Source organism: Paenibacillus riograndensis SBR5 (assembly GCF_000981585.1).
In the GTDB taxonomy this organism is placed as follows: Bacteria; Bacillota; Bacilli; order Paenibacillales; family Paenibacillaceae; genus Paenibacillus_AQ; species Paenibacillus_AQ riograndensis.
On the sequence record NZ_LN831776.1, the window covers coordinates 7,225,763 to 7,252,678 of the forward strand.

The following is a 26,916-nucleotide window of genomic DNA, read 5'->3' on the forward strand; positions in this document are numbered from 1 at the left end:
AAAACATCCCAGACCCCCGGCGGCTGGGATGTTTTTTTATCTGGTATTGCCCCCTACTCGCCTCCCGCAAGCCGGAACGACTTCAGCGTCTTATCCAGATCGGCCTGCTGTACGGAAGTCGCGTTGGCGTCGTTCAGGGTTACGGTGAGGGTATAGACCAGATCATTGTTGCCAAAAACCACTTGCTGCGTTTGCTCAGGGATGCCGCCTTTAGTCTGGCGGACAGTCAGCAGGGTCGCAGGAACTCCGGCGAAGGTGGTTTCCTCTACCTTGATGAGCTGCGGGCCTTTAGGGTCGTTTTTGCTGTTCTTGTAATAGCTCTGCAGCAAACCTACGGCATAGTCTACTGAACCTTCCGGGCTCACATTGATCAGAAAACGCCCGCCGGTGAAGCGGTACTCCACGGTCTGGGTCTCAAAAACATCCTGATACGGTATCCACAGCCGTGGAATATCGATGCTGTAGCCGTAGGTTTTGGAGCTTTTGGTTACAGCCTGGCTGCGGAGAGCCGGGTAATCCTCCGTCTCCAGTCTGCCGAAATTCTCTTTGATCCGGTCAAAATCAATATCTATGGAGCTTAAGATTGTCTTGAACCTCGCCTTGTCCTCGTCCTGCCCCGCCGCAGCCAGATATTCCACGTAATAGCGGTACCCGGACTTTTGCAGCAGGATCTGGTATTTGGTGCTCCAGCCGCTGCCTGGATTCAACCTCGTTTCTTTCACGAGCGCCGGTTCACCGGAAACTTCCGCCTTCACAGCGTCCTGTATGGCGTAGGCGCCGGCCACATAGGTGTCTTTTATCTGCGAATCCAGATCTTTGCTCCAGCTCTCCAGCGTAGACCCTGACGGGGCGGAAGTGACCTTTACCCGCAGATAGCTTCCTTTTGTGCTCTCGTAGTTGAGGTGCTGGTCATCCATACTCCAATCCGCAGGCACCTGCAATGATAAGCCATAATCGTCGTTGTAGCCTTCGCGCAATCCGTTTTTGACCGTTGAGAGATCGCGGATGCTTTTATCTTCGGCGTTGAATGAAGGTTGGAATGAGTTCAGCAGTGAAGCATATTTGTTCAGATCCTTGTAATTGGCTGCCGTATCGTCGGTCAGATAGATTTCAAACAATCTTCCGCCGTTATAATACTGCCTGCCTTCCCATAAAGCACCGCTGGTGTCCTTACTGACAATACGCGCGTAGGGCACTGCCGCATCCGGAAAAGCCCCCCGGTCCAGCACAGTCTCCCCGCCTTCTTGCGCCTCACGGACCAGCCTGTCCAGCAGTTCTTCCGGATCTGCGGCTTTTTCGAGCGGTGAGGCATGAACCTCCAAGTAATACTTATTCTCCGTACTCGTAAAGGTGGCTACACTTTCATTGCCGCCACTGTCACCGACCACAAGACCCGGCGGATAATTCAGGCTCCAGCGATAGTAGCTGTTGCCTATCCGGGTTTTGCCGACATCGCTGTCAATGCCGCCGGTTTCCGGCGCGTCTTCTTCACTCGCTGATGAGGTAAGTGTCACCAGCAGCCCTCCGCCGCTTACGGGAGAGATGCGCGCTCCCAGCACTCCGGCCACAAAACGCAGCGGTACCAGCAGTGTTCCATCTACGATACGCGGTGGAACAGGCAGTGTGACTTTGACTCCATCCTTCCAGGCGGTTGTGCTGCCAATGGTCATCGCCCCGGTATGGGGTCCGTACATCACTTTCACCACATCGTCCCCTTCAAGGGAGACTGTGCTGCCGAAGGCTTTTTTGAATACTCCCAGCGGGACGAGCACCACTCCGTTTTCCTCTATGGGCTTTTGAATCACAGCCTTCTCACCGTTAACGGTTGCAGCTGTGCTCCCGGCCTTGAGGCTCAACTGCAGCAGCTTCTGCTCCGCCGCCTGTACTTCCCGGATGGGCAGCCATGCCAGCAACAGCAGCACTGCCAGCAATGTGCAAATCCCGCGACGCAACATTCTGCTTACAGTGGTCTGTGCCTCCACCGGGGATCTGTTATTCCTCTGTATGTGCCTCAGCATCTCCATCTCCCTCCGCCTCCCCTCCGCCGATCAGCGGGTCACCTTGACCGAGCACCAGCTTGCGGGTCACAATATCCCCGTCATGCTGCATCAGCAGCTTCACTGCCGTACCCGGCTTGTAGCCTTTGAACCATTCGTTGATATCCACCAGCGACGCAACCCGGTGACCGTCGATCGCATACAGCACGTCGCCTGCGGCAATCCCCGCCTTTTCCGCTTCCGCAGACACGACCTTCGTTACGGTCAGCGGGTCCTGTGCAGGCAGCCCGACAATCGCAGACCAGCTCTCCTCCAGCTCCAGGCCCAGACTGGGGCGTTTCACCTCTCCGTATTGGAACAGCTGATTCATGATGTACTGAACCGTATCCGCCGGTATGGAGAAGCCCATATTTTCAACGCCAACTGCGGCGTATTTCAGGCTGTTCACCCCCAGCACCTCCCCCTTCATGCTGACCAGCGGACCGCCGCTGTTGCCGGGATTAATCGCCGTATCGCTCTGGATCAGCCTGTAGGCGGCATCCACCGCACGGTTCAGTCCGCTCACCACGCCTACTGTAGCCGAGTTCCGTAATGAAAAAGAGATCGGTGTCCCAATCGCAATCACCTTTTCCCCCACTTGAATCTTATCCGCTGCATTGGCAAACCTGGCAGGCTTCAGGAATTTGGCATTGATTTTGACCAAAGCCAGATCACTGACCTCATCCAGATAGGAGGCGGTAATGTTGTAGCTTTTAGCGTCTGATGTTACCACGACCGCATTCTTCAGCCCTTTGATGACATGGGCATTGGTTATAATCCAGCCGTCCGCTTTGACTATAATGCCGGAGCCATGGGTCAAATTGTACCGGTCATCCGGTCCGCTGCCAGGGTCACCCGTAAATTTGCCGATGATGCCCACCACCGAGGGGGACACCGCCTTAATAATCTGCGGCACGGCATCGGCGGTGACCGCTGTATTCTTTTTGCTGATGGCTGCCGCAGCGGCCACCTGACTGAAATCCCCGTCAACGAAGCTCTTAACTTCCCCCGCAGCCGGACTGCTGTCCGGGAACGCGGCTTCAAGCGCTGAAGGTGTACCGCCTCCCGCCCCGAATAGCAGCACCCCGCTCAGGAGCAACATGCCAAGGTGCTTTTTATACATCCTTTTCCCCCACTTCATCAAGCTTTCACCGGCCCTCTCCCTGTCTACAAAACTCTAAAAAATGCTTAAGTGCACTCCTGCACAATGATAAAAAGACGCCTTCAGCCACGCCAGCGGCGGTAAAGGTGTCTTTTGGGAATTTCCGACTCTGCAATTGTCTCTTTTGCCTGTACCAGGGGTGATTTTGACCCTTCCTAGCTTAACCAGTTCATCACCATTGCATAGTCCGAAACCACGAATACCAATAGGCTCACGACTCCAAAAGCAATAGCGAATTTGTTCTTCTGGGGTGCCCGCAGCAAGCGGATCACTCCAATAAAGATCAGAATGGTGAACAAAATCATAAACACATCGAAGGTATGAAATTTAGACGGCTCTTGCACGGCAGCTTCAGCAAGCAGCATGGCATTACCTCCCCGAGAGTATTGTCAAGCAAGTTCATCTATTCCATATCTCCTTCTATGTTATCGCTACCATTTGAGTGACGCAATAGAAAATGCTTAAAAAATTATGTATTTGTCACAAAAATATTATCCGGGGCGAAATTATGCGGCACAACAGCAGTTGGGGACCTTCATTTGCATGTGTGCATTCTTTGTCAAAGAGCTTGCTTATATCATTATTTAACGAAAATATCCTTCTTTGAATCTTATGGTGGACATGCTCTGCTTATGCCTGTCCGAACTATCAGCAAGTCCTTATTTATTCATAAACAATCGTTATACCCTTTGCCACAACCCTCACTGCCTGTGACTCCGCACCTGTGTTACCATCGGGCTTATGAGCGTATACAGAAAGGATGTTGGATATGGCTTACGAACCGTTATGGAGTGCTGCTCCCGAGAAACTTAACAAGTTCGAATTCGTCAAACTGCAGAAGGACGGGCTGGATGTGATCCGCACCATTATTGAAAAATATGCCTTAGAGGGCTACAGCTCCATTCCGGCCGATGACCTGGATCTGTTCAAATGGGCCGGTGTATACCAGCAAAAGCCGCGTGAAGGACATTTCATGATGCGTGTGCGCATTAATACAGGCATTATGACCTCAGACCAGGCCAGAACACTGGCGGAAATCGCCAGGCGGTACGGCCGGAATCTAATTGATGTAACTACGCGGCAGGCTATCCAGTTCCATTGGCTGACGGTTGAGCATCTGCCGGATATTTTCAAGCGGCTTGAAGCCGCAGGGCTGTATTCCTTCGAAGCGTGCGGCGACTGCCCACGGACCATTGTCGGCAACCCGCTGGCAGGGATTGATAAGGATGAACTGTTTGATACCACGGGTATAGTCGAGCAGTTGAATGATTTTTTCATGCTGAACCGCGATTTCTCCAACCTGCCGCGCAAGTTCAAAATTTCTGTATCGGCCAACAAGTTCAATAATGCGCAGGCGGAAATTAACGATTTGGCTTTTACACCTGCGGTAAAAGTCATTGATGGCGCTCTAACCCAAGGGTTCCATCTGATGGTGGGCGGCGGACTCTCAGCCAAACCTCATCTGGCGCAAAAGCTGGATGTCTTCGTGAAACCGGAAGAAGCGCTTAAGGTAGCTGCCGGGGTGGTTACCCTGTTCCGTGATTACGGCTACCGGGAGAAACGCCACCATGCCCGTCTGAAATTCCTCGTCGCCGACTGGGGTGCCGAGAAATTCAAAGCGAAGCTGATTGAAGCCGTAGGCGAGCTCCCATCCCGCGGCGAAGACCAGACGGTTGGGTGGCAGGCCGCTTTTTTTGACGGTGTGCATCCCCAGATCCAGGAAGGCCTCAGCTACGTAGGCCTGAACGTTCCAGCCGGCCGCTTGAGCAGCGATGAGCTGGAGCAGTTGGCCGGGCTGGCCGATCAGTACGGCGAAGGTAAACTCCGCACCACCATGACCCAGAACATAATTATTAGCGGAGTGCCGGATGATAAGCTTGAAGCTCTACTGGATGCCCCGGTGCTCCAGCGGCTGTCGCCAACCGCCAAAAACTTCATCAGCCGCACCGTCGCCTGCACCGGCAATGAATTCTGCAACCTGGCTCTCGTGGAGACCAAGCAGCGTGCGGTCAGTGTTGCTGCATATCTGGATGAGCATATCCATCTGGATGAGAAGCTGCGCATTCATTTCGTTGGCTGTCCCAATGCCTGCGGGCAAAAGCAGGTTGCCGATATCGGTCTGCAAGGTACGCTGATCAAAACACCGGAAGGCATGACCGATGCATTCGATATCGCAGTAGGCGGGACGCTCGGCTGCGGAGACCGCGGTCCTGCGGCCGAATTCGCCCGCCCGCTGAAGGGCCGGGTAAAAGGAGACCGGGTAGGCCCGGTTCTGGAGCAGCTCATCTCCTTCTACACTGAGCAACGGCAGGAGCAGGAGAATTTCTATGCGTTCACAAACCGGGTAGGTGTACCGGCATTTCAAGAACAGCTTACTGCTATTTTGGAGACTGAGTAATACGACTACAATATCCAAGGGGTACTGTAATTTGAAATATATCGAGTTCGGTATAGGCAACCGATGGATGCTGCGGACGGAAACTGAATGGAGTGACGGCACAGAGACTGAAGAAAAGGGAATTGTGCCTCCTCTCAAATTCCATTCGTTGTATATAAGAGTATGGATAAGACAAACTGTATGGATTATGGATAGTAGAGAAGGCTTCAAGCGTTCCAGAAAAACACGCACTGCCTTCAAAATTATCATTGGGATCAGCAGTTATTAAGAAAGCTGCATGTATGTAAAAGGGCCGTAGTGTATTGCTACGGCCCTTCCTATGCTTCGATTACAGGACAGAAACAGTGCTGTCGCTGCAGCCATATGCTATCCGCTATACCATGTCCGAAGTCTGCAGCTCCAGGGCCTTGGTCCGCTCTGTATCGCGGATCAGTACGGGCTTCAGGTATTTCCCGGTGTAGGATTCCTCCACCTCGATAATCTTCTCCGGTGTCCCCGTTGCAATCACTGTACCTCCGCCGCTTCCGCCTTCCGGTCCCATGTCAATGAGATAGTCGGCAGTTTTGATCACATCGAGATTATGCTCAATGACGAGTACGGATTCGCCGGAGTCCACCAGACGGTGCAGCACCTCAAGCAGCCGCCCGATGTCATCCACATGCAGCCCCGTTGTCGGCTCATCCAGAATGTACAGCGTCTTGCCGGTACTGCGGCGGTACAGCTCGGAAGCCAGCTTCACACGCTGCGCCTCGCCGCCAGACAGGGTTGTTCCCGGCTGGCCGATATTGATGTAACCTAATCCAACGTCCAGCAGAGTCTGCATCTTGCGGTGAATCTTCGGAATATTCTTAAAGAATTCAGTAGCATCTTCTACGGTCATCTCCAGCACATCGGAGATGCTTTTCCCTTTATACTTCACTTCCAGTGTTTCGCGGTTATAGCGTTTGCCTTTGCAGACCTCGCAGGGAACATAGACATCCGGCAGGAAGTGCATTTCAATCTTGATAATCCCATCCCCCCGGCAAGCTTCACAGCGTCCGCCTTTGACATTGAAGCTGAAGCGGCCTTTCTGGAAGCCGCGCACCTTGGCTTCGTTGGTCTTGGAAAAAAGGTCGCGGATATCATCGAATACACCGGTATAGGTGGCCGGATTGGAACGCGGAGTCCGGCCGATCGGCGACTGGTCGATATCAATGACTTTGTCCAGATTTTCCAGACCGCGGATTTCCTTGTGCTGCCCCGGACGGACCTTCACCGCTTTGTTCAGCTGCCGGGCCAGACTCTTGTAGAGAATCTCATTCACCAGCGATGATTTGCCAGAACCTGATACCCCGGTTACCGCTGTAAAGACACCGAGCGGAATTTTGACATTCACATTCTTCAGGTTGTTCTCCTTGGCGCCGCGGATTTCGATCCAGCGGTCATCTGTAGCACGCCGTTTGGAGGTAACCGGAATAAACTTGCGTCCGCTCAGGTACTCCCCGGTCAGGGAATTCGGGTCATTCATGATCTCCTTCGGGGTGCCCTGGGCCATGACCTGGCCGCCGTGAATCCCTGCACCCGGACCAATATCAATGATATAGTCAGCCGCCATCATCGTATCTTCATCATGTTCGACTACAATCAGGGTGTTGCCCAAATCGCGCATATGCCCAAGTGTTGAGATCAGCCGGTCATTATCCCGCTGATGTAGACCGATACTTGGTTCATCGAGAATATACAGCACGCCCATCAGGCTGGAGCCAATTTGGGTCGCCAGCCTGATCCGCTGCGCCTCACCGCCGGAGAGTGAGCCGGCTGCACGGCTAAGCGTCAGATAATTCAGTCCCACGTTGACCAGGAAGCCCAGACGGCTGCTGATTTCCTTGAGGATCAGGTGGGCAATGGCTGTTTCCTTCTCACTCAGTGCAATATTGTCAAAAAATTGGAGGCAGTCGCCAATCGACAGATCAGTCACATCGGCAATATTACGGTCATTGACCGTTACGGCGAGAATTTCCTTCTTCAATCTTTTGCCTTTGCACACATGGCAAGGCTTGGCGCTCATGAAGCCTTCGATGAATTCGCGGATGCCATCGGAGGCGGTCTCACGGTAGCGCCGCTCCAGGTTGGGGATAATCCCCTCAAAGGCAACGAGCGCATCCTTCCGCTGGCCGAAGTCATTTTCATACCGGAAGCGGATCTTCTCGCTGCCTGTACCGTTCAGCAGCTTATTCATATGCTCTGGTGACAGACTGCTCACAGGAACGTTCTGCGGAATTCCAAAATGCTCGCATACGGATTTCAGGAATTGCGGGTAGTAGTTCGAAGTGCTGCCTGTCCAGGCCAGAAAAGCGCCCTCTTCAATGCTTTTCTCCTGATCAGGGATCAAAAGGTCGGGATCGACAACCATCTTCATCCCAAGTCCATCGCATTCCGGGCAGGCTCCGAAGGGGCTGTTGAACGAGAACATGCGCGGTGCAAGCTCCTCGATGCTGAACCCGCAAACCGGGCAGGCAAAGCTCGAACTGAACAGCAGTTCCTCCTGGCCGATGATATCGACCAGAATTTGCCCGCCGGAAAGCTTCAGCGCAGTTTCCAGAGAGTCAGTCAGCCGCGTCTGCACATCATCCTTGATCACGATCCGGTCGACTACAACCTCAATGGTATGCTTCTTGTTCTTCTCCAGCACGATATCTTCAGTGACTTCACGCAGCTCGCCATCCACACGTACACGGACAAAACCCTGCTTCGAGATATCACTGAACAGTCCCTTATGTTCACCCTTGCGGCCGGAAATCACCGGCGCCAGAATCTGCAGCCGGGTTTTCTCAGGATACTGCATGATCCGGTCCACCATCTGCTCAACGGTCTGGGACGTAATCTCGATGCCATGATCCGGGCAGTGCGGATGCCCGATCCGGGCGAACAGCAGCCGCAGATAGTCATAAATTTCCGTTACCGTGCCCACGGTCGAACGCGGGTTGCGGCTTGTTGTCTTCTGGTCGATGGATATTGCCGGAGACAACCCGTCAATGGAGTCGACATCCGGCTTCTCCATCTGCCCAAGGAACTGCCTGGCATAGGCCGACAGGGACTCAACATAACGGCGCTGTCCTTCAGCGTAGATCGTATCGAACGCCAGCGACGATTTGCCGGAGCCGCTAAGTCCCGTCAGCACGACGAAGCGGTCACGCGGAATCGTTACGTCAATGTTCTTGAGATTGTGCGCACGCGCACCTTTAATTACAATATTTTCGTTCGCCAACGGTACCTCTCCTTTATAAAAGCCTATTTCAAAATATTTTCGATCCCTCCCAAACCCTCCCTTAGCCAAGGGAGGGCCCCAAGGGTTGCACCCTCTGGACACCCGCAAGGCTGCTGGCGAGAGAGCTGGAGAGAAGGGACCTAGCTAGTGTGACGATAGGAGCGCTTGTCCCTACGGGACCGCTGAAATGTGGGTGCTCCAGGGAAAACCGCTGTCCCTTCGGGATGCGCAAAGTGCCTTAACTGCGGGCTGTCCCTTCGGGATGCGCAAAGTGCCTTAACTGCGGGCTGTCCCTCCGGGATGCGCAAAGTGCCTCAACTGCAGGCTGTCCCTTCGGGATGCGCAAAGTGCTTTAAGTGCAGGCTGTCCCTTCGGGATGCGCAAAGTGCCTTAACTGCGGAGCTGTCCCTTCGGGATGCGCAAGGGCGACATTTATTTAAAAAGAACGGCCGGGACAGCGCCGTCCTGTACTTGCGGATCAACCAAGAGTGTGGCTTGGGTGTATTACTCGGCCCGCAGCTCCAGAAGTGCATCGCGCAGCTCAGCGGCGCGCTCGAATTGCAGGTTCTTGGCGGCATCCTTCATCTCAGCCTCCAGACGCTGCATCAGGCTTTGGCGGTCCTTCTTGCTCATCTTGCCGCCCACGCCGGTGAGATACTCTGCCTTGGACTCGGCGACCTTCGTCGCCTCGATGATATCGCGCACTTTCTTATTGATCGTTGTTGGGGTGATGCCATGCTTCTCGTTGTAGGCAATCTGCGTTTCCCGGCGGCGCTGGGTTTCGGTCATAGCCTTTTCCATGGATTCCGTGATATGGTCACCATACATAATTACTCGGCCGTTAGAGTTGCGGGCCGCACGGCCAATGGTCTGAATCAGCGAACGCTCCGAGCGGAGGAAGCCCTCCTTGTCGGCATCGAGAATCGCAACCAGGGATACCTCGGGCAAATCAAGCCCTTCCCGCAAGAGGTTGATCCCCACAAGAACATGGAAGGTGCCCAGCCGGAGATCACGCAGAATCGCCATGCGCTCCAGCGTCTTGATGTCGGAATGCATATAGCGCACCTTGATGCCGATTTCCTTGAAATAATCGGTCAGATCCTCGGACATTTTCTTCGTCAGGGTTGTAACCAGCACACGCTCGTCACGCTCCACCCGTTCACGGATTTCGCTGATCAGATCATCAATCTGGCCCTCAGTCGGACGCACCTCAATAATCGGATCCAAAAGACCGGTAGGACGGATGATCTGCTCAACCATAGTGTCGCAATGCTCCAATTCGTATGGGCCGGGTGTGGCTGACACATATACGATTTGATTCACCTTGTCCTCGAATTCCTCAAACTGCAGCGGCCGGTTGTCGAGCGCGGACGGCAGGCGGAAGCCATGCTCCACGAGAACGGTCTTGCGTGCCCGGTCGCCGTTGTACATCGCCCGGATCTGCGGCAAGGTCACATGGGATTCGTCGATTACAATCAGCATATCATCAGGGAAATAATCCATGAGTGTATACGGTGTTGCTCCAGGCTCACGGAAGGTAAGCGGTCCGGAATAGTTCTCGATACCTGAACAAAAGCCGACTTCCTTCATCATCTCGATATCGTAGCGGGTGCGCTGCTCCAGCCGCTGGGCCTCCAGCAGCTTGCCGGCGTCCCGGAGTACAGCCAGCCGTTCTTCCAGCTCCCGCTCAATATTAACAAGTGCCACGCGCATCGTTTCCTCTTGGGTAACAAAGTGGGAGGCCGGGAAAATCGCCACATGGTCGCGTTCCCCGATCAGCTCTCCGGTCAACACGTCAATTTCGGTAATGCGCTCGATCTCATCACCGAACAGCTCTACACGGATGGCATGCTCGCCCTGCGAGGCCGGGAAAATCTCTACCACATCACCTCGCACACGAAATGTGCCCCGCACAAAGTTAATGTCGTTGCGCTGATACTGGATATCCACGAGCCGGCTCAGTATCTGGTTCCGCGGCTTCTCCATCCCCACCCGCAGCGAAAGCAGCAGGCTTCCATATTCCTTTGGCGAGCCGAGGCCGTAAATGCAGGAGACGCTGGCGACAATAATAACGTCACGCCGTTCGAACAGGGAACTGGTCGCGGAGTGACGCAGCTTATCTATTTCTTCATTGATGCTGGAATCTTTCTCGATGTAGGTGTCGGAGGAGGGAATGTACGCCTCTGGCTGGTAGTAATCGTAGTAGCTGACGAAGTAGTCTACCGAATTGCTTGGAAAAAACTCCTTGAACTCACTCGCCAGCTGAGCAGCCAGTGTCTTGTTGTGTGCAATAACCAGCGTAGGCCGGTTCAGCTTGGAAATCATTTGTGCGATGGTAAAGGTCTTCCCTGTACCCGTCGCTCCCAGCAGCGTCTGGTGCTTCTTGCCCTGCCGGATGCCGTCTACTAATTCTTGTATGGCATGAGGCTGATCGCCCTGGGGTGTATACTCGGACTCCAATTGAAAAGTCTGCGTACTGACGACAATATCACTCATTTGCCCGTCTCCCCTCTATCGTCTAAAATATATGAATATATTATAATTGTGGCCCGATGATTCTCTCTCCATACTGCTCTGAAATATATGGAAGATAAGAATACTTGTTCCCGTTTATTATACAGTGTTGCCCAGATTCATGCAAACCATAATATATAGAAATTTAAGGAGCTTGAACTAATGGATATCACTTCAATTATCGGCCTGCTGGCTGGTCTGGCTGCGCTGGTCGGCGGCTTTTTTTGGGAAGGCGGAAGCCTGTCCGGGCTGCTCCAGCTGAATGCAGCGCTTATTGTGTTCGGAGGTACGCTTGCCGCCGTTATGGTCAGCTTCCCGGCCTCCAGACTGCGTTCCGTGCCTGCGGCGCTGCGGCTGGCTTTTGGCAGACATGCGGACACTACGGAAGAACAAGCCGAAGAGCTGATCTCCATGGCAGCCGTGACAAGACGCAGCGGTGTACTGGCCCTGGAGAAACGAGCCGAAGAGCATCCCGACCCTTTTACCGGCGAGGGTCTTATGCTCATTGTGGACGGTACAGACCCCGAACAGGTCCGGCAGATTCTGGAGCTGGAGATGGACGCCAAGGAGCTGAAGTACGAAGGCTATGCCAAAATTTTTGAAGCCGCAGGCGGTTATGCACCCACCATGGGCATCATCGGCACAGTCATGGGGCTGATTCGCGTACTCAGCAATCTTACCGATCCCTCCAATTTGGGAGCATCGATCGCAGTTGCCTTTACGGCAACGCTGTATGGGGTAGCCAGTGCTAATCTAATATTTTTACCCATTGCCTCCAAAATCAAATCCCGCAGCCAAAGCGAGCTGGGTTCGATGGAGATGCTTATGGTAGGCATTCTTGCCCTGCAGAACGGGGACCATCCCCAGCTTGTGCGCAAAAAGCTCCGTTCATTCCTGAACCGGTCCGCCGAAGAACGCAGCACCGGCAATACACGAGGCCTGTCATGAGACAAAGAAACCGGAGAAAACCCCGCGCGGGAGGCCGGGAAAGCCGCGACCGCTGGATGATCACCTATGCGGATCTTATTACGCTGCTGCTGATTTTTTTCGTAATTTTGTATGCGATGAGCAGTCTGGACACTCAGAAATTCAATATTGTGACCGGTGCCTTATCGGACACCTTTAAAAGCGGAAATCCGGTGCTGGAGGGGGGGAACGGCGTACTGGATGGTCAAAAAGGAATAACGTCCGAAGGAACAGACAACGGGCAGAAGGGTGAACCCGGAGATGCTGCTGAATCCGGTATGAATCAGAAGCAGCAGAATGCAGGCGGCAGCCCGGCAGCCAGCCCTCCTCCAGAAGCCACACAGCCCTCGGCACGTGAACAGGCCTTCCGCGACCAGGAAGCGAAGCTCGCTGCACTGATGGGCGTCATCACCAAATATGTTGAAGACAATAACCTGGGCGACCAGATTTTTGTGGCGGACAAGCCTCAGGGTATCGCAATTACGCTCAGTGACCGCTATCTGTTCGATGCCGGCAGAGCCGAGCTCAAGGCGCCGGCGTTTCCCGCGCTGCGGCAGCTGTCAGGCCTGTTCCGCGGGATTGGGGCCACAATCAGCATCGAAGGCCATACGGATGATACCCCCGTATCGGCAGGCTCACGTTATAATGACAACTGGGAATTGTCCGGTGCCCGCGCCCTTTCGGTGCTGCGCTTCTTTTTAGATAATGAGGGCCTCAGCCCCGGTAAGTTTCAGTATGCCGGATATGCGGATACCCGCCCTGCTGCCAGCAACTCCACCCCGGAAGGCCGGCAGAAAAACCGCCGCGTTGAGATCACAGTCCTGCGGCAGCTTCAGGAAGAAGAGTAGCTCACCTGTCAACTCTGAGAGCAGCAGGACTTCCCCCTCCCGGCATTCCACATTAAAATATCACAAAAAGACAGACCTCACACATTAGTAACACTTAATGTGATGAGAAAGGTCTGCCTTTTTGGTGAGCCGGAAAACCGCTGTCTTCCGGGTATTTATTCCCCGATTAATTCGCGGTAAGCTGCCGCATCAAGCAGCCCGGACGCCGCTTCCGCAAACTCCCCGCTGATTTCCAGCTCAAAAATCCATCCGCCGCTGTACGGCTGATCGTTAATCAGTTCCGGGCTGGCTTCCAGTGTGTCATTGATTTTGGTCACAGTTCCCGATACCGGGGAGTAAAGCTCCGACACCGTCTTGACGGATTCAATGCTGCCCACGCTGTCGCCCGCAGAGATAGCTGCCCCAACCTCAGGAAATTCCACAAATACGATATCGCCAAGCAGATGCTGGGCATGATCCGTTATCCCGATACGCACTACGCGCCCTTCACCCTGCTGGGCCCATTCGTGCTCTTCGCTGTACAGCAGGTTGTCTAGCACTTCACTCATTCTTAAGCCGCCTCTTTTCCAAATTTGGAGTTGTAAAATTAGTTATAGACTAAGTTATCGCGCCGCTCAATGTCAATATAACTAACAGGAAAATAAAATTTGTCATCTTTTTGACGTTTTTTTGTTGACAGCGGAGTTGTATACCCGGTTTAATGGAGTCAGTAGAAAACAATACGGTTTGCGAATGATGGCATAGGGAGAGACTGTCTCACAGGAAGACAGCGCCGAAGGAGTAAGCCCGGGAGGGTGAATCTCTCAGGCAAAAGGACCTTTGCCGGACGCATCTCTGGAGAGCTATCGGGACTCTGCCTCGCAGGGTCCGGATCACCAACGGGGAAACCTGCACGCCGGGCGGCAGGGTAACTCTCAGGTACCAAGGACAGAGCGAAGGACTTATATGCGGGTTATGCATATTTGTCTTTCGCCTGTCCTTTTTCGCATGTAATCAGACAAGGGAGTGAGCAGATGGAAGCCTTGAAAAGAACGCCTTTTTACGATCTCTATTCCGCCTACGCGGAGTCCAGATGTATTGATTTCGGCGGCTGGGAGCTGCCGGTGCAGTTCACGGGAATCGTGAAGGAGCATGAAGCCGTCCGCCGGCAGGCCGGACTGTTCGATGTATCGCATATGGGTGAATTCATGGTCAGCGGCAGCGGCTCTGAAGCCTTCCTGCAGCTTATGACCACCAACGATGTCAGCCGTCTTCAGGATGGCGGTGCGCAGTACACGCTGATGCTCTATCCAACCGGCGGAGTCGTCGATGATCTCCTGGTCTACCGCCTCGGCGAAGAGCGCTACATGCTGGTCGTCAACGCCTCCAATATCGATAAGGATTTCGAGTGGCTGCAGGAGCATCTTACCGATGAATTCAGCGGAGTGACGCTGACAAATGTCTCGGATGAGACGCTGCTGCTCGCGCTGCAGGGGCCTCTGGCCGAGACGATTCTGGCCGAAGTAACCTCAGCTCCCATCGCGGAGCTTGCCCCCTTCCATTTCATTGAGCGCGCCGTAGTCTGCGGCGTAGAGGTCCTGCTCTCCCGCACCGGATATACCGGGGAGGACGGATTCGAGCTGTACGCCCCGCAGGACACAGCGGCTGTGCTGTGGAACGGCCTGCTTGCCGCAGGTGCCCCGCACGGCCTGACTCCCGCCGGGCTTGGCGCACGCGATACGCTGCGTTTTGAAGCAAAGCTGCCGCTGTACGGCCAGGAGCTGTCGGCGGATATTACACCGCTGGAAGCCGGAGTCCAGTTCTTCGTGAAGTTGGACAAAGCCGGTTTCATCGGCAGAGACGCGCTGCTGAAGCAGAAGGAATCCGGACTGCCCCGCCGCCTCGTAGGCCTCGAAATGATCGACCGCGGCATTCCGCGCTCCCATTATCCGGTCTATGCGGACGGGGTCAAGATCGGGGAGGTCACGACAGGCACACAGTCCCCAACACTGAAGCGCAATCTGGGCCTTGCCCTGTTGGATGCCGCCTATACAGAAACCGGAACAGAGGTTTATGTGGAAATCCGCGGCAAGCAGCTTAAGGCGGCCGTGGTCAAAACGCCATTTTATAAAAAGAGCCAAGGAGTGAAGCCGCAATGAAGCACCGTTATCTGCCGATGACCGAACAAGACCGCAAGGAGATGATGGAGGCGGTCGGGATTCAGTCCGTGGAGGAGCTGTTCGCCGATATTCCGCAATCCGTCCGCTATCATGGAACGATGCCGATGTCAGAGGCGCTGGATGAATACACCTTGCTGCGCCATATGAAAGAGCTGTCGGACAAAAATGCCAGCTTCGACACCCACGCCAGCTTCCTCGGCGCCGGACTGTATGACCACCATATCCCCGTTGTCATTAATCATGTCATTTCCCGCTCGGAATTCTATACGGCATACACGCCTTACCAGCCGGAGATCAGCCAGGGTGAGCTGCAGGCGATCTTTGAATTCCAGTCCTATATCTGTGAGCTGACCGGCATGAAGGTCGCCAATGCCAGTATGTACGATGGCGCAACCGCCTTCGCAGAGGCCGCTGTGCTTGCCGCCGGTGCCACGAAACGCAAAAAGCTGGTCGTCTCCCGGACCGTACATCCGGAAGCCCGCCAGGTGCTGCGCACCTCTGCAGGGGCTTGGGGCCTGGATGTTGTAGAAATAGACTACAAAGACGGAGTGACGGATGGGGCGAAACTCGCCGCCGCAATTGACAGCGACACGGCTGCCGTGCTCGTGCAGTCGCCGAACTTCTTCGGCGCGATAGAAGACCTGGGCGCCATTGAACCGCTGATCCATGCCGTCAAAGGCCTGCTCGTGGTCAGCGCCAACCCGCTGGCTCTCGGCATCCTCGAAACGCCGGGCAAGCTTGGCGCCGACATCGTTGTAGGTGACGCGCAGCCGCTTGGCATTCCGGCTTCACTCGGCGGTCCAACCTGCGGCTTCTTTGCCGTAGCCGAGCCGCTCATGCGCCGCATGCCGGGCCGGATTGTCGGCCAGACCGTTGACCGGAACGGCAAGCGCGGCTTCGTGCTGACGCTGCAGGCCCGCGAGCAGCATATCCGCCGCGAAAAAGCGACCTCCAACATCTGCTCCAACCAGGCGCTGCTTGCGCTGTGCGCTTCCGTCTATCTGTCCGTAATGGGCAAAGAGGGCATGCGCGAGGTTGGGGAGCTGAACATCCGCAAGAGCCATTACGCAGCCGGCAAGCTCGGGGAGCTGGCCGGTGCTGCCCTGGCGTTTACCGCACCGTTCTTCAATGAATTTGTCCTGAAGCTGCCGGAAGGCGCAAGCGTCAGCGGGATCAATGCCAAGCTGCTGAAGCAAGGCTACCTTGGCGGCTATGATCTGGGCCGGGATTATCCCGAGCTGGCCGGACATATGCTGGTTGCCGTGACCGAGAAACGAAGCAAAACGGAAATTGACCAATTTAGAGGCGCACTGGAGGGCTGTATATGAAACCGGAACAAAGTCTGATCTTCGAGCTGAGCCGTCCCGGCCGCTCGGCCTATTCCCTGCCGCAGTGCGATGTTCCGCAGGAAGAAAGCATCGATGCGCTGATTCCGGCAGGGCTGCTGCGCAGCGAGCCGGCAGTCTTGCCGGAGGTATCGGAGGTGGATGTCATCCGCCACTACACCGCGCTTTCCCGCCGCAACTTTGGCGTCGACAACGGCTTTTATCCGCTCGGCTCCTGCACGATGAAATACAATCCGAAGATTAACGAGGATGTCGCCCGCTTCCCCGGCCTGGCCAAGATTCACCCGTACCAGCCGGAAGAGAGCATTCAGGGTGCACTTGAGCTGATGCATACGCTGCAAAAGGATCTGGCGGCCCTGACCGGCATGGATGCCGTGTCCCTGCAGCCAGCCGCCGGGGCCCATGGTGAATGGACCGGGCTGATGATGATCCGCGCCTACCATGAGAGCCGCGGCGAAACCCGCTCCAAAGTCATCGTGCCCGACTCCTCGCACGGCACGAATCCGGCCAGCGCTTCCGCGGCCGGACTGGAAACCGTAACGATCCCTTCCAACGATAAAGGGATGGTCGATCTGGCGGCTCTGAAAGCAGCTGTCGGCAGCGACACGGCGGCCCTGATGCTGACCAACCCGAGCACCCTCGGCTTGTTCGAGACGCAAATCGTGGAAATCGCCCGGATTGTACACGAAGCCGGCGGCCTGCTCTATTACGATGGAGCGAACTCCAATGCAATTATGGGCATTACCCGCCCCGGCGACATGGGCTTTGACGTTGTGCATTTGAATCTGCATAAAACCATGAGCACCCCGCACGGCGGCGGCGGCCCGGGAGCCGGACCAGTAGGCGTGAAGGCGAAGCTTATTCCGTTCCTGCCGCAGCCGACAGTGGTTCAAAACGAAGACAGCAGCTACTCGCTGAACTACGGCGGCCCGGAATCCATCGGGCGCGTCAAAGCCTTTTACGGCAACTTCGGCATCCTGGTCCGTGCCTACGCTTATATCCGCACCTACGGACCGGATGGACTGCGTGAGGTATCCGAGAACGCTGTGCTGAACGCCAATTATATGATGCACCGGCTCGCACCGTATTTTGAAATCCCGTATCCGGGTGTCTGCAAGCATGAATTTGTCATGTCCGGCAGAAACCTTAAGCAGTACGGTGTGCGCACACTGGATGTCGCCAAACGGCTGCTGGACTTCGGCTACCATCCGCCAACGGTGTACTTCCCGCTGACAGTAGAAGAGTGCATGATGATCGAGCCGACCGAAACCGAAAGCAAGGAAACGCTCGACGGCTTCATTGAAACGATGATTCAGATCGTGAAGGAAGCCCAGGAAACACCGGAAATCGTTATTAATGCTCCGCATACCACGGAGATCAGCCGTCTTGACGAGACACAGGCTGCACGCAAGCCGGTGCTGAACTGCTCCTGCGGCTAAGCTTTTGACAGTGCAATAAGCAGCGCGGATACGCCGTCCTTCTCTAAGAACGGCAGCGCAATATCACTCACAGCGGCTAATCCCGAAGTCATTCCCGGCTTTTTTGCGGATTAGCCTTTTTTTCATTTACAAAAGCTTCTTGGCGAATTGGGAACGGTCACTTACATTCATTTTAATATAGATACTCTTCACAACATAGCGTACGGAGCCCTCGCTGATGCCCAGCGTGTTGGAGATATGCAGCGCACTTTTGTCGGAGAACCACAGCAAAGCGACTTCCTTCTCTCTCCCCGTCAGCTTGTAGTTGTCCAGCACCTTCTCCCGTCTGAATTTCTGCAGACCCGCATTGTTAACCATTCTTGCTGCACGAACTGCCTAAGCCGCAGCCGGAGTCTTCTCTTGTGTCCGTTCCTTAGCGGACTTACGGAAATACAGCAGCTCATAGATAGCCGGTACAACCACCAATGTCAGCAGTGTAGCTGCGGTCAAGCCGCCGATGACTACAATTGCAAGGCTCTGGGAGACAATGCTGCCCTGCTCGGAATGCCCGAACAATAGCGGCAGCATGGCACAGATGGTTGCGATGGCCGTCATCAGTATCGGACGCAGCCGGGTTCTGGCGGCCTCGATAATCGACTCGCGTACGCTCATATGCTCTTCATTCTGTTTGATGCGGTCGATCAGCACAATCGCATTGGTAACAACGATACCGATCAGCATCAAGGCTCCGAACAAGGCTGTGAAGTCGGGAGTTACACCGGAAATAATCAATGCAACCACTGCTCCGATAGCCGCAAGCGGCAGGGAGAACATAATGGCCAGCGGTGCGCGCAGTGTTTTGAAGGTCAGAACCATGATCAGATAGACGAGACCGATGGAGATCAACGCTGTCATGCCGAGGTCATTGAAGTCTCCGGCCTGGTCTGCCGAGGCTCCGCCTGCGAACAGTGTTACCCCTGCGGGCAGGGTAATGCGGTCTGTTTGTTTTTGGATATCTGCCCCGATGGCCGATACTTTCTTCGGATCAACTTCGGCGGTAATGCGCACATAAGGCTTGCCGTCTTTATGGTAGAGCATGGCTGGCTGGTCGGTGACCTCAAGAGCCGCCAATGTTGAGAGCGGCTGAGGACCCCCGGCAGTCATAATCGTGATATTCTCCAGATCCTTCTGCCCCTTCGGCTGCAGCACAGGCTCCAATACCACTCCGGCAGGCGAGCCGTCCAGTTCTATCTGCCCCAGCGGAACCGGATTCAGCATCGCCGCCAGCTGCATGGAAATTTCCTGCGCATTGGCGGCAACCGGGTTCACCTTGAAAGCGAACACCGGCTTGGTATCCTCCATGTTGCTGGTAACCTTTTGTACACCGTCTACTGTTTTCACTTTGGCAGCTACGGCTTGGGCCACTGAATTAATAGACTTCAGGTCATCTCCAACGATATCTACGTATTCACTGGTCGAGCCTCCGCCCATCATGCTGGACTCATTGGCAGTCAGCGTTGCACCCGCATAGGATTTCTGCCACCCGCGAACCTGGTCCAGAAATACCTGCGCATCGGCATCCTTTTTCATCATCACGGTATAATCCACCTGGGTCAGCGAGGTCACACTCCCCCATTGTGCCGAGTCGGCACTGTTGCCGGTCATCATAATTACAGTTTCGGCCTGCGGCTGTTTCATGAGTTCGGCTTCCAGCTGTTTGCCTTTTTCCAGCACTTCTTTCACCGGAACGTCATTGGGGTAGACCAATTGAACGGTAACATTGCTGGCATTCGAAGCATCCAGCGCCCCTTTGGGCATGGTAACATAGGCGGCAACGGAGCCGACCAGCAGCACCAGACCCAGCGTCAGCGTAATCCATTTATGGCGCAAATTCCATTCCAGAAAATGGCCAAACCGTCTGGACGGCTCATGCTCCTTCAGGGAAGAGCTGCGCAGCAGCCGGGAGCTTAGCAGCGGAACCACAGTCAGCGCCACTACCAGTGAAGTCAGCAGCGAGTAAGTTACCGTCAGCGCAAACGGAAGCAGGAATGCCTGCAGGCTTCCATTCAGCAGACCCATCGGCAGAAATACAGCAACCGTAGCAATTGTCGATGTAGTGATTGCCCTTGCGACCTCACGGGTGGCACTGATAATCATGTGAATGGAGAAGGGCTCCTTCTGCATCCTGCGGTGGATGTTCTCAATGACGACAATGCTGTCATCGACCAGCCGCCCGACGGCGACGGCCACGCCGCCCAGCGTTACAATATTCAAGGTAATGCCGGACACGTCCAGCAAATAAAGTGTAACTGCCAGTGACAGCGGAATCGATACCGCGGTGATCAGGGTGGCGCGCACATTGCGCAGGAAGACAAGAATGACAAGGGTTGCAAACAAAGCGCCGAGCAGTACTTCACGCATCATGCTGTTAACGGAGGTGACGACCATATCCGAGGTGCTGAAGATGACGGCGACCTCTGCATTTTTAACCGACGCAGTCAGGTCTTTTGCAACGTCACGCACCTTACCGCCTACATCGACTGCATTGGCATTGGCTTCCTTCGTAATAACAGCGAACAATACATCCTTGCCGTTCGAACGGCTGACGCTCTCCTGATCCGTCACCGCTTCCACAGCAGCGATATCCTGCAAGGTAACGCCGGGTGCGACCGGCAGCTTTTTCAGCGTATCGATGCTGTCAATCGAGGAAACCACATTCACATTTCCCGTCTGCCCGCCGATGGTCTGCTCTCCAATCGAAGCCGATACGCTTCGTCCCTGCAGCAGTCCCAGCACCTGGGCTGTTGCTATGCCTTTTGCAGCCATCGCCTGCGGATTAAGCTTCACGTTGACTTGCGGAGCCGTTTTGCCGTACAGGGCCACATTCGCTACTCCGTCGATTTTTTGCAGCTCGGGAAGGATGGTCTCTTCGGCAAGCTTCAGATTATCCTTGGTGATCCCTTCATCGAAGGACACCGTGAGCTGGGAGATCGGAATCATCGAGGTGTTCAGCTGCACAATGAACGGGTCCATAACCCCTTCGGGGAAATGCAGCGCGCCGACCGCCTTCTCCACCTCCTGTGCCGCATCCTTCATATCGGTTTTGCCATCAAAATAAATATCCACCTTCGCATAGCCGTCTCCGGAAGTGGACATCTGCTCGGTTTTGCCTTTCACGGCTGAGGTAGCCGCCTCAATCGGCTTCGTCACATTCGCCTCCATGGAATGCGCATCCTGGCCCGGGCCGAGCACCGTAACTGTAACCTGAGGATTATCGGCCTCCGGCATAAACTCCATTGGCAGCGAGGTATAGCTCAGGACCCCCACCACAAGCGCCATAACAACCAGAAGCCCCACGGCCCCCTTGTTGCCGAACGACCACTTTGTTAACCATGCCATTTCTCTTTTCCCCTTCCAGTCATGAAAAAATAGGTTTTGTATGTCTGATTCTTATGTATAGCTCACTTAGCTAAGTGTAGGGCCTGAAGGCCATCTCCAAAACCGCCCGGCGATGGGTTTCGCTCTCGTTCTCCAGACCAGGGACTTCTCCTTCCAGAGATAGAGCATTCTGGTGCAGCGTTAAATCCACACAGCACAAAAAAGCCCTTCTTCCTTAGAAGAGGGACTAAATAAGCAAGCCTAAGTGGGGTTCAGTTAGCAGAAATAACCTTACTCCAGATAAAACACCTCACGCAGCGGCACCATCGGCGTTTCCTCATTGAAGTCAAAGGAGCCTTCGACCATCTTCGAGGTAATGGCATTCCATCTGTTGCAGGCCTCACTCTGGGCGATGTAGGCAAAAGCCGCTTCCGTGTCGTTGCACTCAAAGCAATAAAAAAACTGATTGCCGTGCTGAAAAATAGAATAATTCGTAATTCCGGCCTTGGAGTGCTCCTGCAAAATTTCCGGCCAGGGATTCAGGTGCATCTGCACATACTCTTCCAGACTCTCCTCTTTAACCCGCCAGGTCCAAGCCAATTTGTTGCTGCCCATGTTCTCATCCTCCCATTGAATTAATAACGCTTTCATAGCGCTATTACAATAGATTTCTGCGGATAACTTTTGCAAGTAGTATACCATAATTTTTCTTGATTCCTATGATTCTTGAAAAAGGAAACAGCCTGCCTCTCCGGCCCCAAGCCGGATATAGCAGGCTGTTTCTATCCCTTTGATGACAGGGGCTGCAAGCCTAAGCGCTGATCCCCGCCTCATTCGGACGGAGAATGGCCGAGCCAAGCGCCAGCAGAACCGCGGCCATGAGCCCCAGGACGGCAAAGGGCAGCCATAGCTCATTCCAGCTTCCACCGGCTGCAGCGATATCCACCGCTTGAATGGCCCATTTCTGCGGCACGAAGTTAGCCGCTTTTTGCATATAGTCCGGCATCACCGAGATTGGCCAGAAGCAGCCGCCCAGCATGCAGGTCGGTGTAAGAATAAGGGCATTCAGCATACCTGCGTTGCCGGGATTGCGGACCAGCCCCGCCACGGTGCTGGCAATCCCCATCGATACCAGCATAAAGGCTGCAAGAACAAGGAAGTACAGGTACATCGGAACCTCATAATCATAACGCAGCACCCATTTTCCGAGCGTCAGCACAACGGCAATCTGGAGGATTCCCACCATACAGCTGCCCAAAAAATTACCCAGTGCAATTTCATAAGAACGGACCGGGGCGCTGAACATCCGCATCATGGTCCGCCCCTTGCGGTCATCCATAATCAGGGAGACGGTGCTTGTTACCAGCCCCATGAGGAACATGAGTGTCAGCCCAGTAATGACGCCGAGCGTTTGCCGGGGGTACAGATCATAATCTGTACGCGTACTTCCCACGTTATGCTGCTCCGCCTGCTTCAGGATTTCGCCAAGCTTAGCCTCTGCATCACCCGCTCCTCCGTTAACGGCGTTTACGGTCCGGGCAGTGTCCAGCATTTCACCCGCAATGGTGTTCACTTTCATTTTGACCAAAATCGAGGTTTCTGACGCTCTAAGCTCGTATACGCTCAGCTCAGGCTGCTGTCCATGGGCAAGCTGGGCGGTATACTCCGCCGGAATCGATATTCCCGCTGCGCCTTCCTGCTGAATAATGCCTTCTTTCAGTGCCGCTTCATCATTGCGGGCAATCAGCTTGTAATCTCCGGTGTTCTCAAGTTCAGCCAGCAGATGCCGCCCCGCTGCACCAGTGTCCATATTGCTGTACAATACAGTTGGCTTGTCGCCTTCCATCCCTCCGGTAACGGAAATAATGGCGGCGATGACAATACTCGGCAGCAAAATATACGTAAGCATGCCTTTGCGGGACGCGATCGTCCGCTTGACCATATTCCAGGCAATCGCCAGTATTTTATTCATGGTAGCCCACCTTCCAATATGAGAGAATCGCTCCGCAGAGCATCACCAGACAGATAACCGATATCATGAGCAGATTCGGCGTAAGCTGCGGCAGCCCCGAATGCAGCATCATACGAATGATCGCCTGCAGTACCCAGTGGTTAATGGTGAAAGCACCCAAGGTATTTACCCAGGAATCCGGAAGAGGAGCCATTCCCCCGCTGATAAAGGTCATGCCTACCGTAATTAAACTAATGATGCTTCTTGCGCCCGCCGCCGTTTTGCTGAACATGGAGACCACAATGGACATCGTCATGGAGGCGATAATCATCAGCAGACAGAACAGCAGCAGCAGCCCCGGCCGGTTGCCCCAGTAAACACCGAACAGCCAATCGCTGAGCAAAATAATCGCCAGGCACTGAATAATGGATACGATGCCTACACCGAGCATTTTGCCGATGAACAGCTCTGAGGCTTTGACCGGCATGGAATTGATCCGGTGGAGGGTATGGTTATCCTTTTCGCTGAAAAGAGAGTTCGTGACTGTCATTCCGCTAAGGAGCAGAAACATCAGCAGCATGGATGCCGCATAGAATTGGGAAGCCGTATAGGTTCTGCCCCCGTTGTTAAGATCGCCCAGCTTGACGGCTTCACGGTCCTCTGAAGAGGGGGTGGCAACCGCCAACGCCTGTGGTCCAAGAGCCGCTGTCGCTGCCTGTTTATAATTTACCGTGCTTAGAAAATTGTCAAAAGCGGTTCCCGCCGTCATATTATCCGTGTGGTTCTTGCCGAGAATAAATTCGAGCTGTGCCTTACCGCCCTGCTGCACCTCGCTGTCGAAGCCGTCGGGAACAATAACCGCATAGCCGTATTTGCCGGTACGCAGCCCACTTTCAGCCGCCTGGCGGTTCTCTGCGTCCTGTGGAACAATAACCTTCTGGATGTCAGGCAGCTTCAGAAAAGCGGCAATCATCGCTGACTGCCCGTCACCTGCTGGATTAACTACCGCCACCCGTACAGGTTCTATCTTGGTTGCGCTTTTGACACCGACCACCCCGGACAGCGAGGCGCCCAGAAGAAAGATCAGCACCAGCGGCAGCAAAAACATATTCAGCAGCATCGAGCGTGAGCGGAACAATCTGCGCAGCTCGTATGTCATAATCGTCCAAATGTTCATTTCAGCCCTCCTCCTCTAGTCCCGCAAAGTCCGCCCGGTCAGGCTGAGAAACAGGGTTTCCAGGTCCGGCTCTTCAATATTCAGGGAAGCAATAACCCCTTCATGCTTGGCGAAAATAAATAAAATGTCCTGCAGCTCACTTTGCGAGGAAGGTAAATACAGCTCTACTGTATCTCCGTTCAGTTCGGCGCGGTTTATCCGCGGATGCTTGCCCAGCTCCTGGATCAAGGCCGGCGTAATATGAGCAGCCTTCACAACAATCCTTTCTTCATGGGCTACCCGCTCCCGCAGCTCACGTTCGGTTCCGCAGGCAATGATGTGGCCTTTGTCCATAATCGCTACCCGGTCGCATATAGCCGCTACCTCCTCCATATAGTGGCTCGTATAGATGACTGTTGAGCCTAGCTTGTTCAGTGCCTTTACCGATTCCAGAATGTGATTGCGCGATTGGGGATCAATGCCCACGGTCGGCTCATCCATAATAATCAGCTTCGGACGGTGCATGATCGCACAGGCGATGTTCAGCCTTCTTTTCATCCCGCCGGAGAAGGTGGACGGTTTGTCCTTTGCCCGGTCACTAAGTCCGGTGAAGGCCAGCGCCTCCTCAACCCGTTCCTTTAGCAGCTTGCCGCGCAGGCCGTACAGCTTGCCGAAAAAGCTCACATTTTCTGTTGCGGTCATATTTTCATATAAGGCCAGCTCCTGGGGAACGAGGCCGATGCGTTTTTTGACCTCTAGCGGTTTGCTCAGGACCGACAGTCCGTCAATCACGATATCGCCGCCGTCAGCCTTCAGCAAACCGCAGATCATGCTGATGGTAGTGCTTTTCCCCGCACCGTTCGGGCCGAGCAGGCCGAAGATCTCTCCTTCCTGAATGCTGAAATTCACGTGATCTACCGTTAGTTTTTGATCATACCGTTTCACCACATCGCTTAGGACTGCAAATGCCATCTTCATCTCTCCTGTTCCTATGTGCTTCTATGGATTTATTGTAGCGTAAGATGGAGGCTCCCGAAGGTACGAAAGGTCATGAATTGGAGGTGACTTAAGTCATCTCCTGAATCAGCAGGTTCTTATGCTAAGATAAACATAACAACCTTATAAAGGATGACCTCCATTTGAACAGAGAAATGAACGTCCTGCGCTATGCGCTTATGATCATCCCCGCCCTGATGGCTATCTATCTCTATGACTATGCGGACTATGATCTGTTTACTTTCCATTTCCTTTTGCTGCTGCTGGTTGCCGCTCTTGGCGGGCGGCTGTCGGGTCCTTTTCGTGCGCTGGCCTGCGCCATTGAGCTGCTTTATACGGCCTGGCTGTGCTGGCATTATGGAGATCTGATGATTTTTCCGGCCGTTTCGGCAATGTTGAATTACTCCCGACTGGAGAACAGGCTTATGGTGCTTGTCTTCTTCGTCATTCATGCAGTGGCGCTAAATGTGGCGTTAAGCGGCTCAGAGCCCCAGGTCCGGGTGGTTATGAATCTTACCTTTTTGCTCTCCGCTGCTCTGAACAAGCTGCTTATGCGCTCGGGGCGCGGGAGAGTTGACACACTGTTCCTCTATGACGAGCTGCGCAAAAAGCATTTTGAGCTGGAAGAAGCCCGCAGCAGCCTGCTCCAATTCACCGCCCAGATCGAAGCGGCCGCTCAAGCTGAGGAAAGGGTACGGATTGCCCGTCAGCTGCATGACGATATCGGCCACCGCCTGATCCGGGTTAAAATGATGACTGAGGCCGCCATCCACACGCTGCCGCATTCCCAAGAGACAGGGATGGAAATGATGAATCAGATCCGGGACCAGTTGGCGGCCAGTATGGACGATATGCGTGCAGCGGTACGGCGGATCAATTATGGCTCACAGCTCGAAGGGGCTTATGCGCTGGACCGGCTGCTGGAGGAGCTTGGCCGGGATACCGGCATTGAAACCTCCTACCAGGTGCACGGGATGCCGTACCCCCTATATCCCAGTGTTCGCGTCACTCTCTACAAAAACGCCCAGGAAGCTCTTACCAATGCTATCCGCCATGGCCGGGCCACCGCTATATGGATCAATGTCTCGTTCAGCGAGCAAGAGGTGGCCATGGAGGTAGGCAATAACGGCCAGCGCCCGGAAGAAAACCCTCTGCTGAGACTCAGGGGTAAAGGAGGGATGGGCCTGCAGGGAATGGCTGAGCGGGTCCATTTGATCGGTGGAACGCTGGAGCTCCAGCTAGAGCCGGAGTTTGCTGTCATTACCAGGGTTGCCCTGCACAGTCAGCCTGACAAACTTCCCCTGTGAAATTACACAATCGGGAAATCTGCAGATGAACAGC

General features: G+C 54.4%; 20 protein-coding genes and 1 riboswitch. Of the genes, 8 read left to right on the top strand and 12 right to left on the bottom strand.

Translation table 11 applies throughout. From position 1 onward, the window contains the following. Positions 1-53: 53 nt before the first annotated feature. From PRIO_RS30565 to PRIO_RS30575, 3 genes are all read right to left on the bottom strand, one after another. A complete protein-coding gene (locus tag PRIO_RS30565; protein WP_231869777.1) occupies positions 54-1,922 on the bottom strand; it encodes a stalk domain-containing protein in 1,869 nt (622 codons plus the stop codon). A gap of 70 nt (positions 1,923-1,992) precedes the next feature. Next, positions 1,993-3,159, bottom strand: coding sequence for a S1C family serine protease (locus PRIO_RS30570; protein WP_020426462.1), 1,167 nt, complete (start codon positions 3,157-3,159; stop codon positions 1,993-1,995). 194 nt (positions 3,160-3,353) lie between these two features. After that, entirely contained in the window at positions 3,354-3,563 is a 210-nt protein-coding gene (locus PRIO_RS30575) for a hypothetical protein (RefSeq protein ID WP_020426461.1), read from the bottom strand. 404 nt (positions 3,564-3,967) lie between these two features. Between PRIO_RS30575 and PRIO_RS30580 the strand changes: the two genes are divergently transcribed. Together PRIO_RS30580 and PRIO_RS30585 are read left to right on the top strand one after the other, a co-directional pair. Continuing rightward, positions 3,968-5,596, top strand: coding sequence for a nitrite/sulfite reductase (locus PRIO_RS30580; protein ID WP_020426460.1), 1,629 nt, complete (start codon positions 3,968-3,970; stop codon positions 5,594-5,596). 31 nt (positions 5,597-5,627) lie between these two features. After that, the gene (locus PRIO_RS30585) at positions 5,628-5,864 is read left to right on the top strand and encodes a DUF3977 family protein (RefSeq protein ID WP_020426459.1); all 237 of its coding nucleotides are present in this window, start codon (positions 5,628-5,630) and stop codon (positions 5,862-5,864) included. Positions 5,865-5,969: 105 nt separating this feature from the next. Here PRIO_RS30585 and uvrA read toward each other — a convergent pair whose 3' ends face one another. Both uvrA and uvrB read right to left on the bottom strand, forming a co-directional pair. After that, positions 5,970-8,843, bottom strand: coding sequence for an excinuclease ABC subunit UvrA (uvrA, locus tag PRIO_RS30590; protein WP_020426458.1), 2,874 nt, complete (start codon positions 8,841-8,843; stop codon positions 5,970-5,972). Between the two features lie 504 nt (positions 8,844-9,347). Next, on the bottom strand, positions 9,348-11,339 hold the full coding sequence (gene uvrB / locus PRIO_RS30595; RefSeq protein WP_020426457.1) for an excinuclease ABC subunit UvrB: 1,992 nt from the start codon (positions 11,337-11,339) through the stop codon (positions 9,348-9,350). 180 nt (positions 11,340-11,519) lie between these two features. Here uvrB and PRIO_RS30600 point away from each other — a divergent pair, with 180 nt between their 5' ends. After that, entirely contained in the window at positions 11,520-12,305 is a 786-nt protein-coding gene (locus PRIO_RS30600) for a flagellar motor protein (protein WP_020426456.1), read from the top strand. Next, positions 12,302-13,171, top strand: coding sequence for a flagellar motor protein MotB (locus PRIO_RS30605; RefSeq protein ID WP_020426455.1), 870 nt, complete (start codon positions 12,302-12,304; stop codon positions 13,169-13,171). The genes PRIO_RS30600 and PRIO_RS30605 overlap by 4 nt, the downstream gene beginning before the upstream one ends. 155 nt (positions 13,172-13,326) lie before the next feature. On the opposite strand, the gene gcvH is transcribed toward PRIO_RS30605, so the two are convergent. Further along, a complete protein-coding gene (gcvH, locus tag PRIO_RS30610; RefSeq protein WP_020426454.1) occupies positions 13,327-13,719 on the bottom strand; it encodes a glycine cleavage system protein GcvH in 393 nt (130 codons plus the stop codon). Positions 13,720-13,903: 184 nt separating this feature from the next. After that, positions 13,904-14,000: riboswitch (glycine riboswitch) on the top strand. A 184-nt stretch (positions 14,001-14,184) separates the two neighbouring features. Between gcvH and gcvT the strand changes: the two genes are divergently transcribed. The 3 genes from gcvT to gcvPB are packed head-to-tail and all read left to right on the top strand — an operon-like array spanning position 14,185 to position 18,115. Beyond that, entirely contained in the window at positions 14,185-15,309 is a 1,125-nt protein-coding gene (gene gcvT / locus PRIO_RS30615) for a glycine cleavage system aminomethyltransferase GcvT (RefSeq protein WP_020426453.1), read from the top strand. Continuing rightward, the gene (gene gcvPA, locus PRIO_RS30620; RefSeq protein WP_020426452.1) at positions 15,306-16,658 is read left to right on the top strand and encodes an aminomethyl-transferring glycine dehydrogenase subunit GcvPA; all 1,353 of its coding nucleotides are present in this window, start codon (positions 15,306-15,308) and stop codon (positions 16,656-16,658) included. The genes gcvT and gcvPA overlap by 4 nt, the downstream gene beginning before the upstream one ends. Further along, positions 16,655-18,115 (top strand): aminomethyl-transferring glycine dehydrogenase subunit GcvPB, encoded by a 1,461-nt coding sequence (gene gcvPB / locus PRIO_RS30625; RefSeq protein ID WP_020426451.1) that lies wholly within the window; start codon positions 16,655-16,657, stop codon positions 18,113-18,115. Before gcvPA ends, gcvPB begins: the two co-directional genes overlap by 4 nt. 126 nt (positions 18,116-18,241) lie before the next feature. Here gcvPB and PRIO_RS30630 read toward each other — a convergent pair whose 3' ends face one another. The 6 genes from PRIO_RS30630 to PRIO_RS30655 form a co-directional block, all read right to left on the bottom strand. Continuing rightward, positions 18,242-18,472, bottom strand: coding sequence for a helix-turn-helix transcriptional regulator (locus PRIO_RS30630; protein ID WP_020426450.1), 231 nt, complete (start codon positions 18,470-18,472; stop codon positions 18,242-18,244). 18 nt (positions 18,473-18,490) lie between these two features. Further along, positions 18,491-21,493, bottom strand: coding sequence for an efflux RND transporter permease subunit (locus PRIO_RS30635; RefSeq protein WP_020426449.1), 3,003 nt, complete (start codon positions 21,491-21,493; stop codon positions 18,491-18,493). A gap of 270 nt (positions 21,494-21,763) precedes the next feature. Next, positions 21,764-22,087, bottom strand: a complete 324-nt coding sequence (locus tag PRIO_RS30640; protein WP_020426448.1) for an L-rhamnose mutarotase — start codon at positions 22,085-22,087, stop codon at positions 21,764-21,766. Between the two features lie 196 nt (positions 22,088-22,283). Further along, positions 22,284-23,444, bottom strand: a complete 1,161-nt coding sequence (locus PRIO_RS30645) for an ABC transporter permease (protein ID WP_020426447.1) — start codon at positions 23,442-23,444, stop codon at positions 22,284-22,286. Beyond that, positions 23,437-24,600 (bottom strand): ABC transporter permease, encoded by a 1,164-nt coding sequence (locus PRIO_RS30650; protein WP_020426446.1) that lies wholly within the window; start codon positions 24,598-24,600, stop codon positions 23,437-23,439. The genes PRIO_RS30645 and PRIO_RS30650 overlap by 8 nt, the downstream gene beginning before the upstream one ends. Before the next feature lie 15 nt (positions 24,601-24,615). Continuing rightward, complete coding sequence (locus tag PRIO_RS30655) at positions 24,616-25,551, bottom strand: ABC transporter ATP-binding protein (protein WP_020426445.1); 936 nt, start codon at positions 25,549-25,551, stop codon at positions 24,616-24,618. Between the two features lie 167 nt (positions 25,552-25,718). Between PRIO_RS30655 and PRIO_RS30660 the strand changes: the two genes are divergently transcribed. Further along, on the top strand, positions 25,719-26,882 hold the full coding sequence (locus tag PRIO_RS30660; protein WP_020426444.1) for a sensor histidine kinase: 1,164 nt from the start codon (positions 25,719-25,721) through the stop codon (positions 26,880-26,882). Positions 26,883-26,916 lie beyond the last annotated feature (34 nt).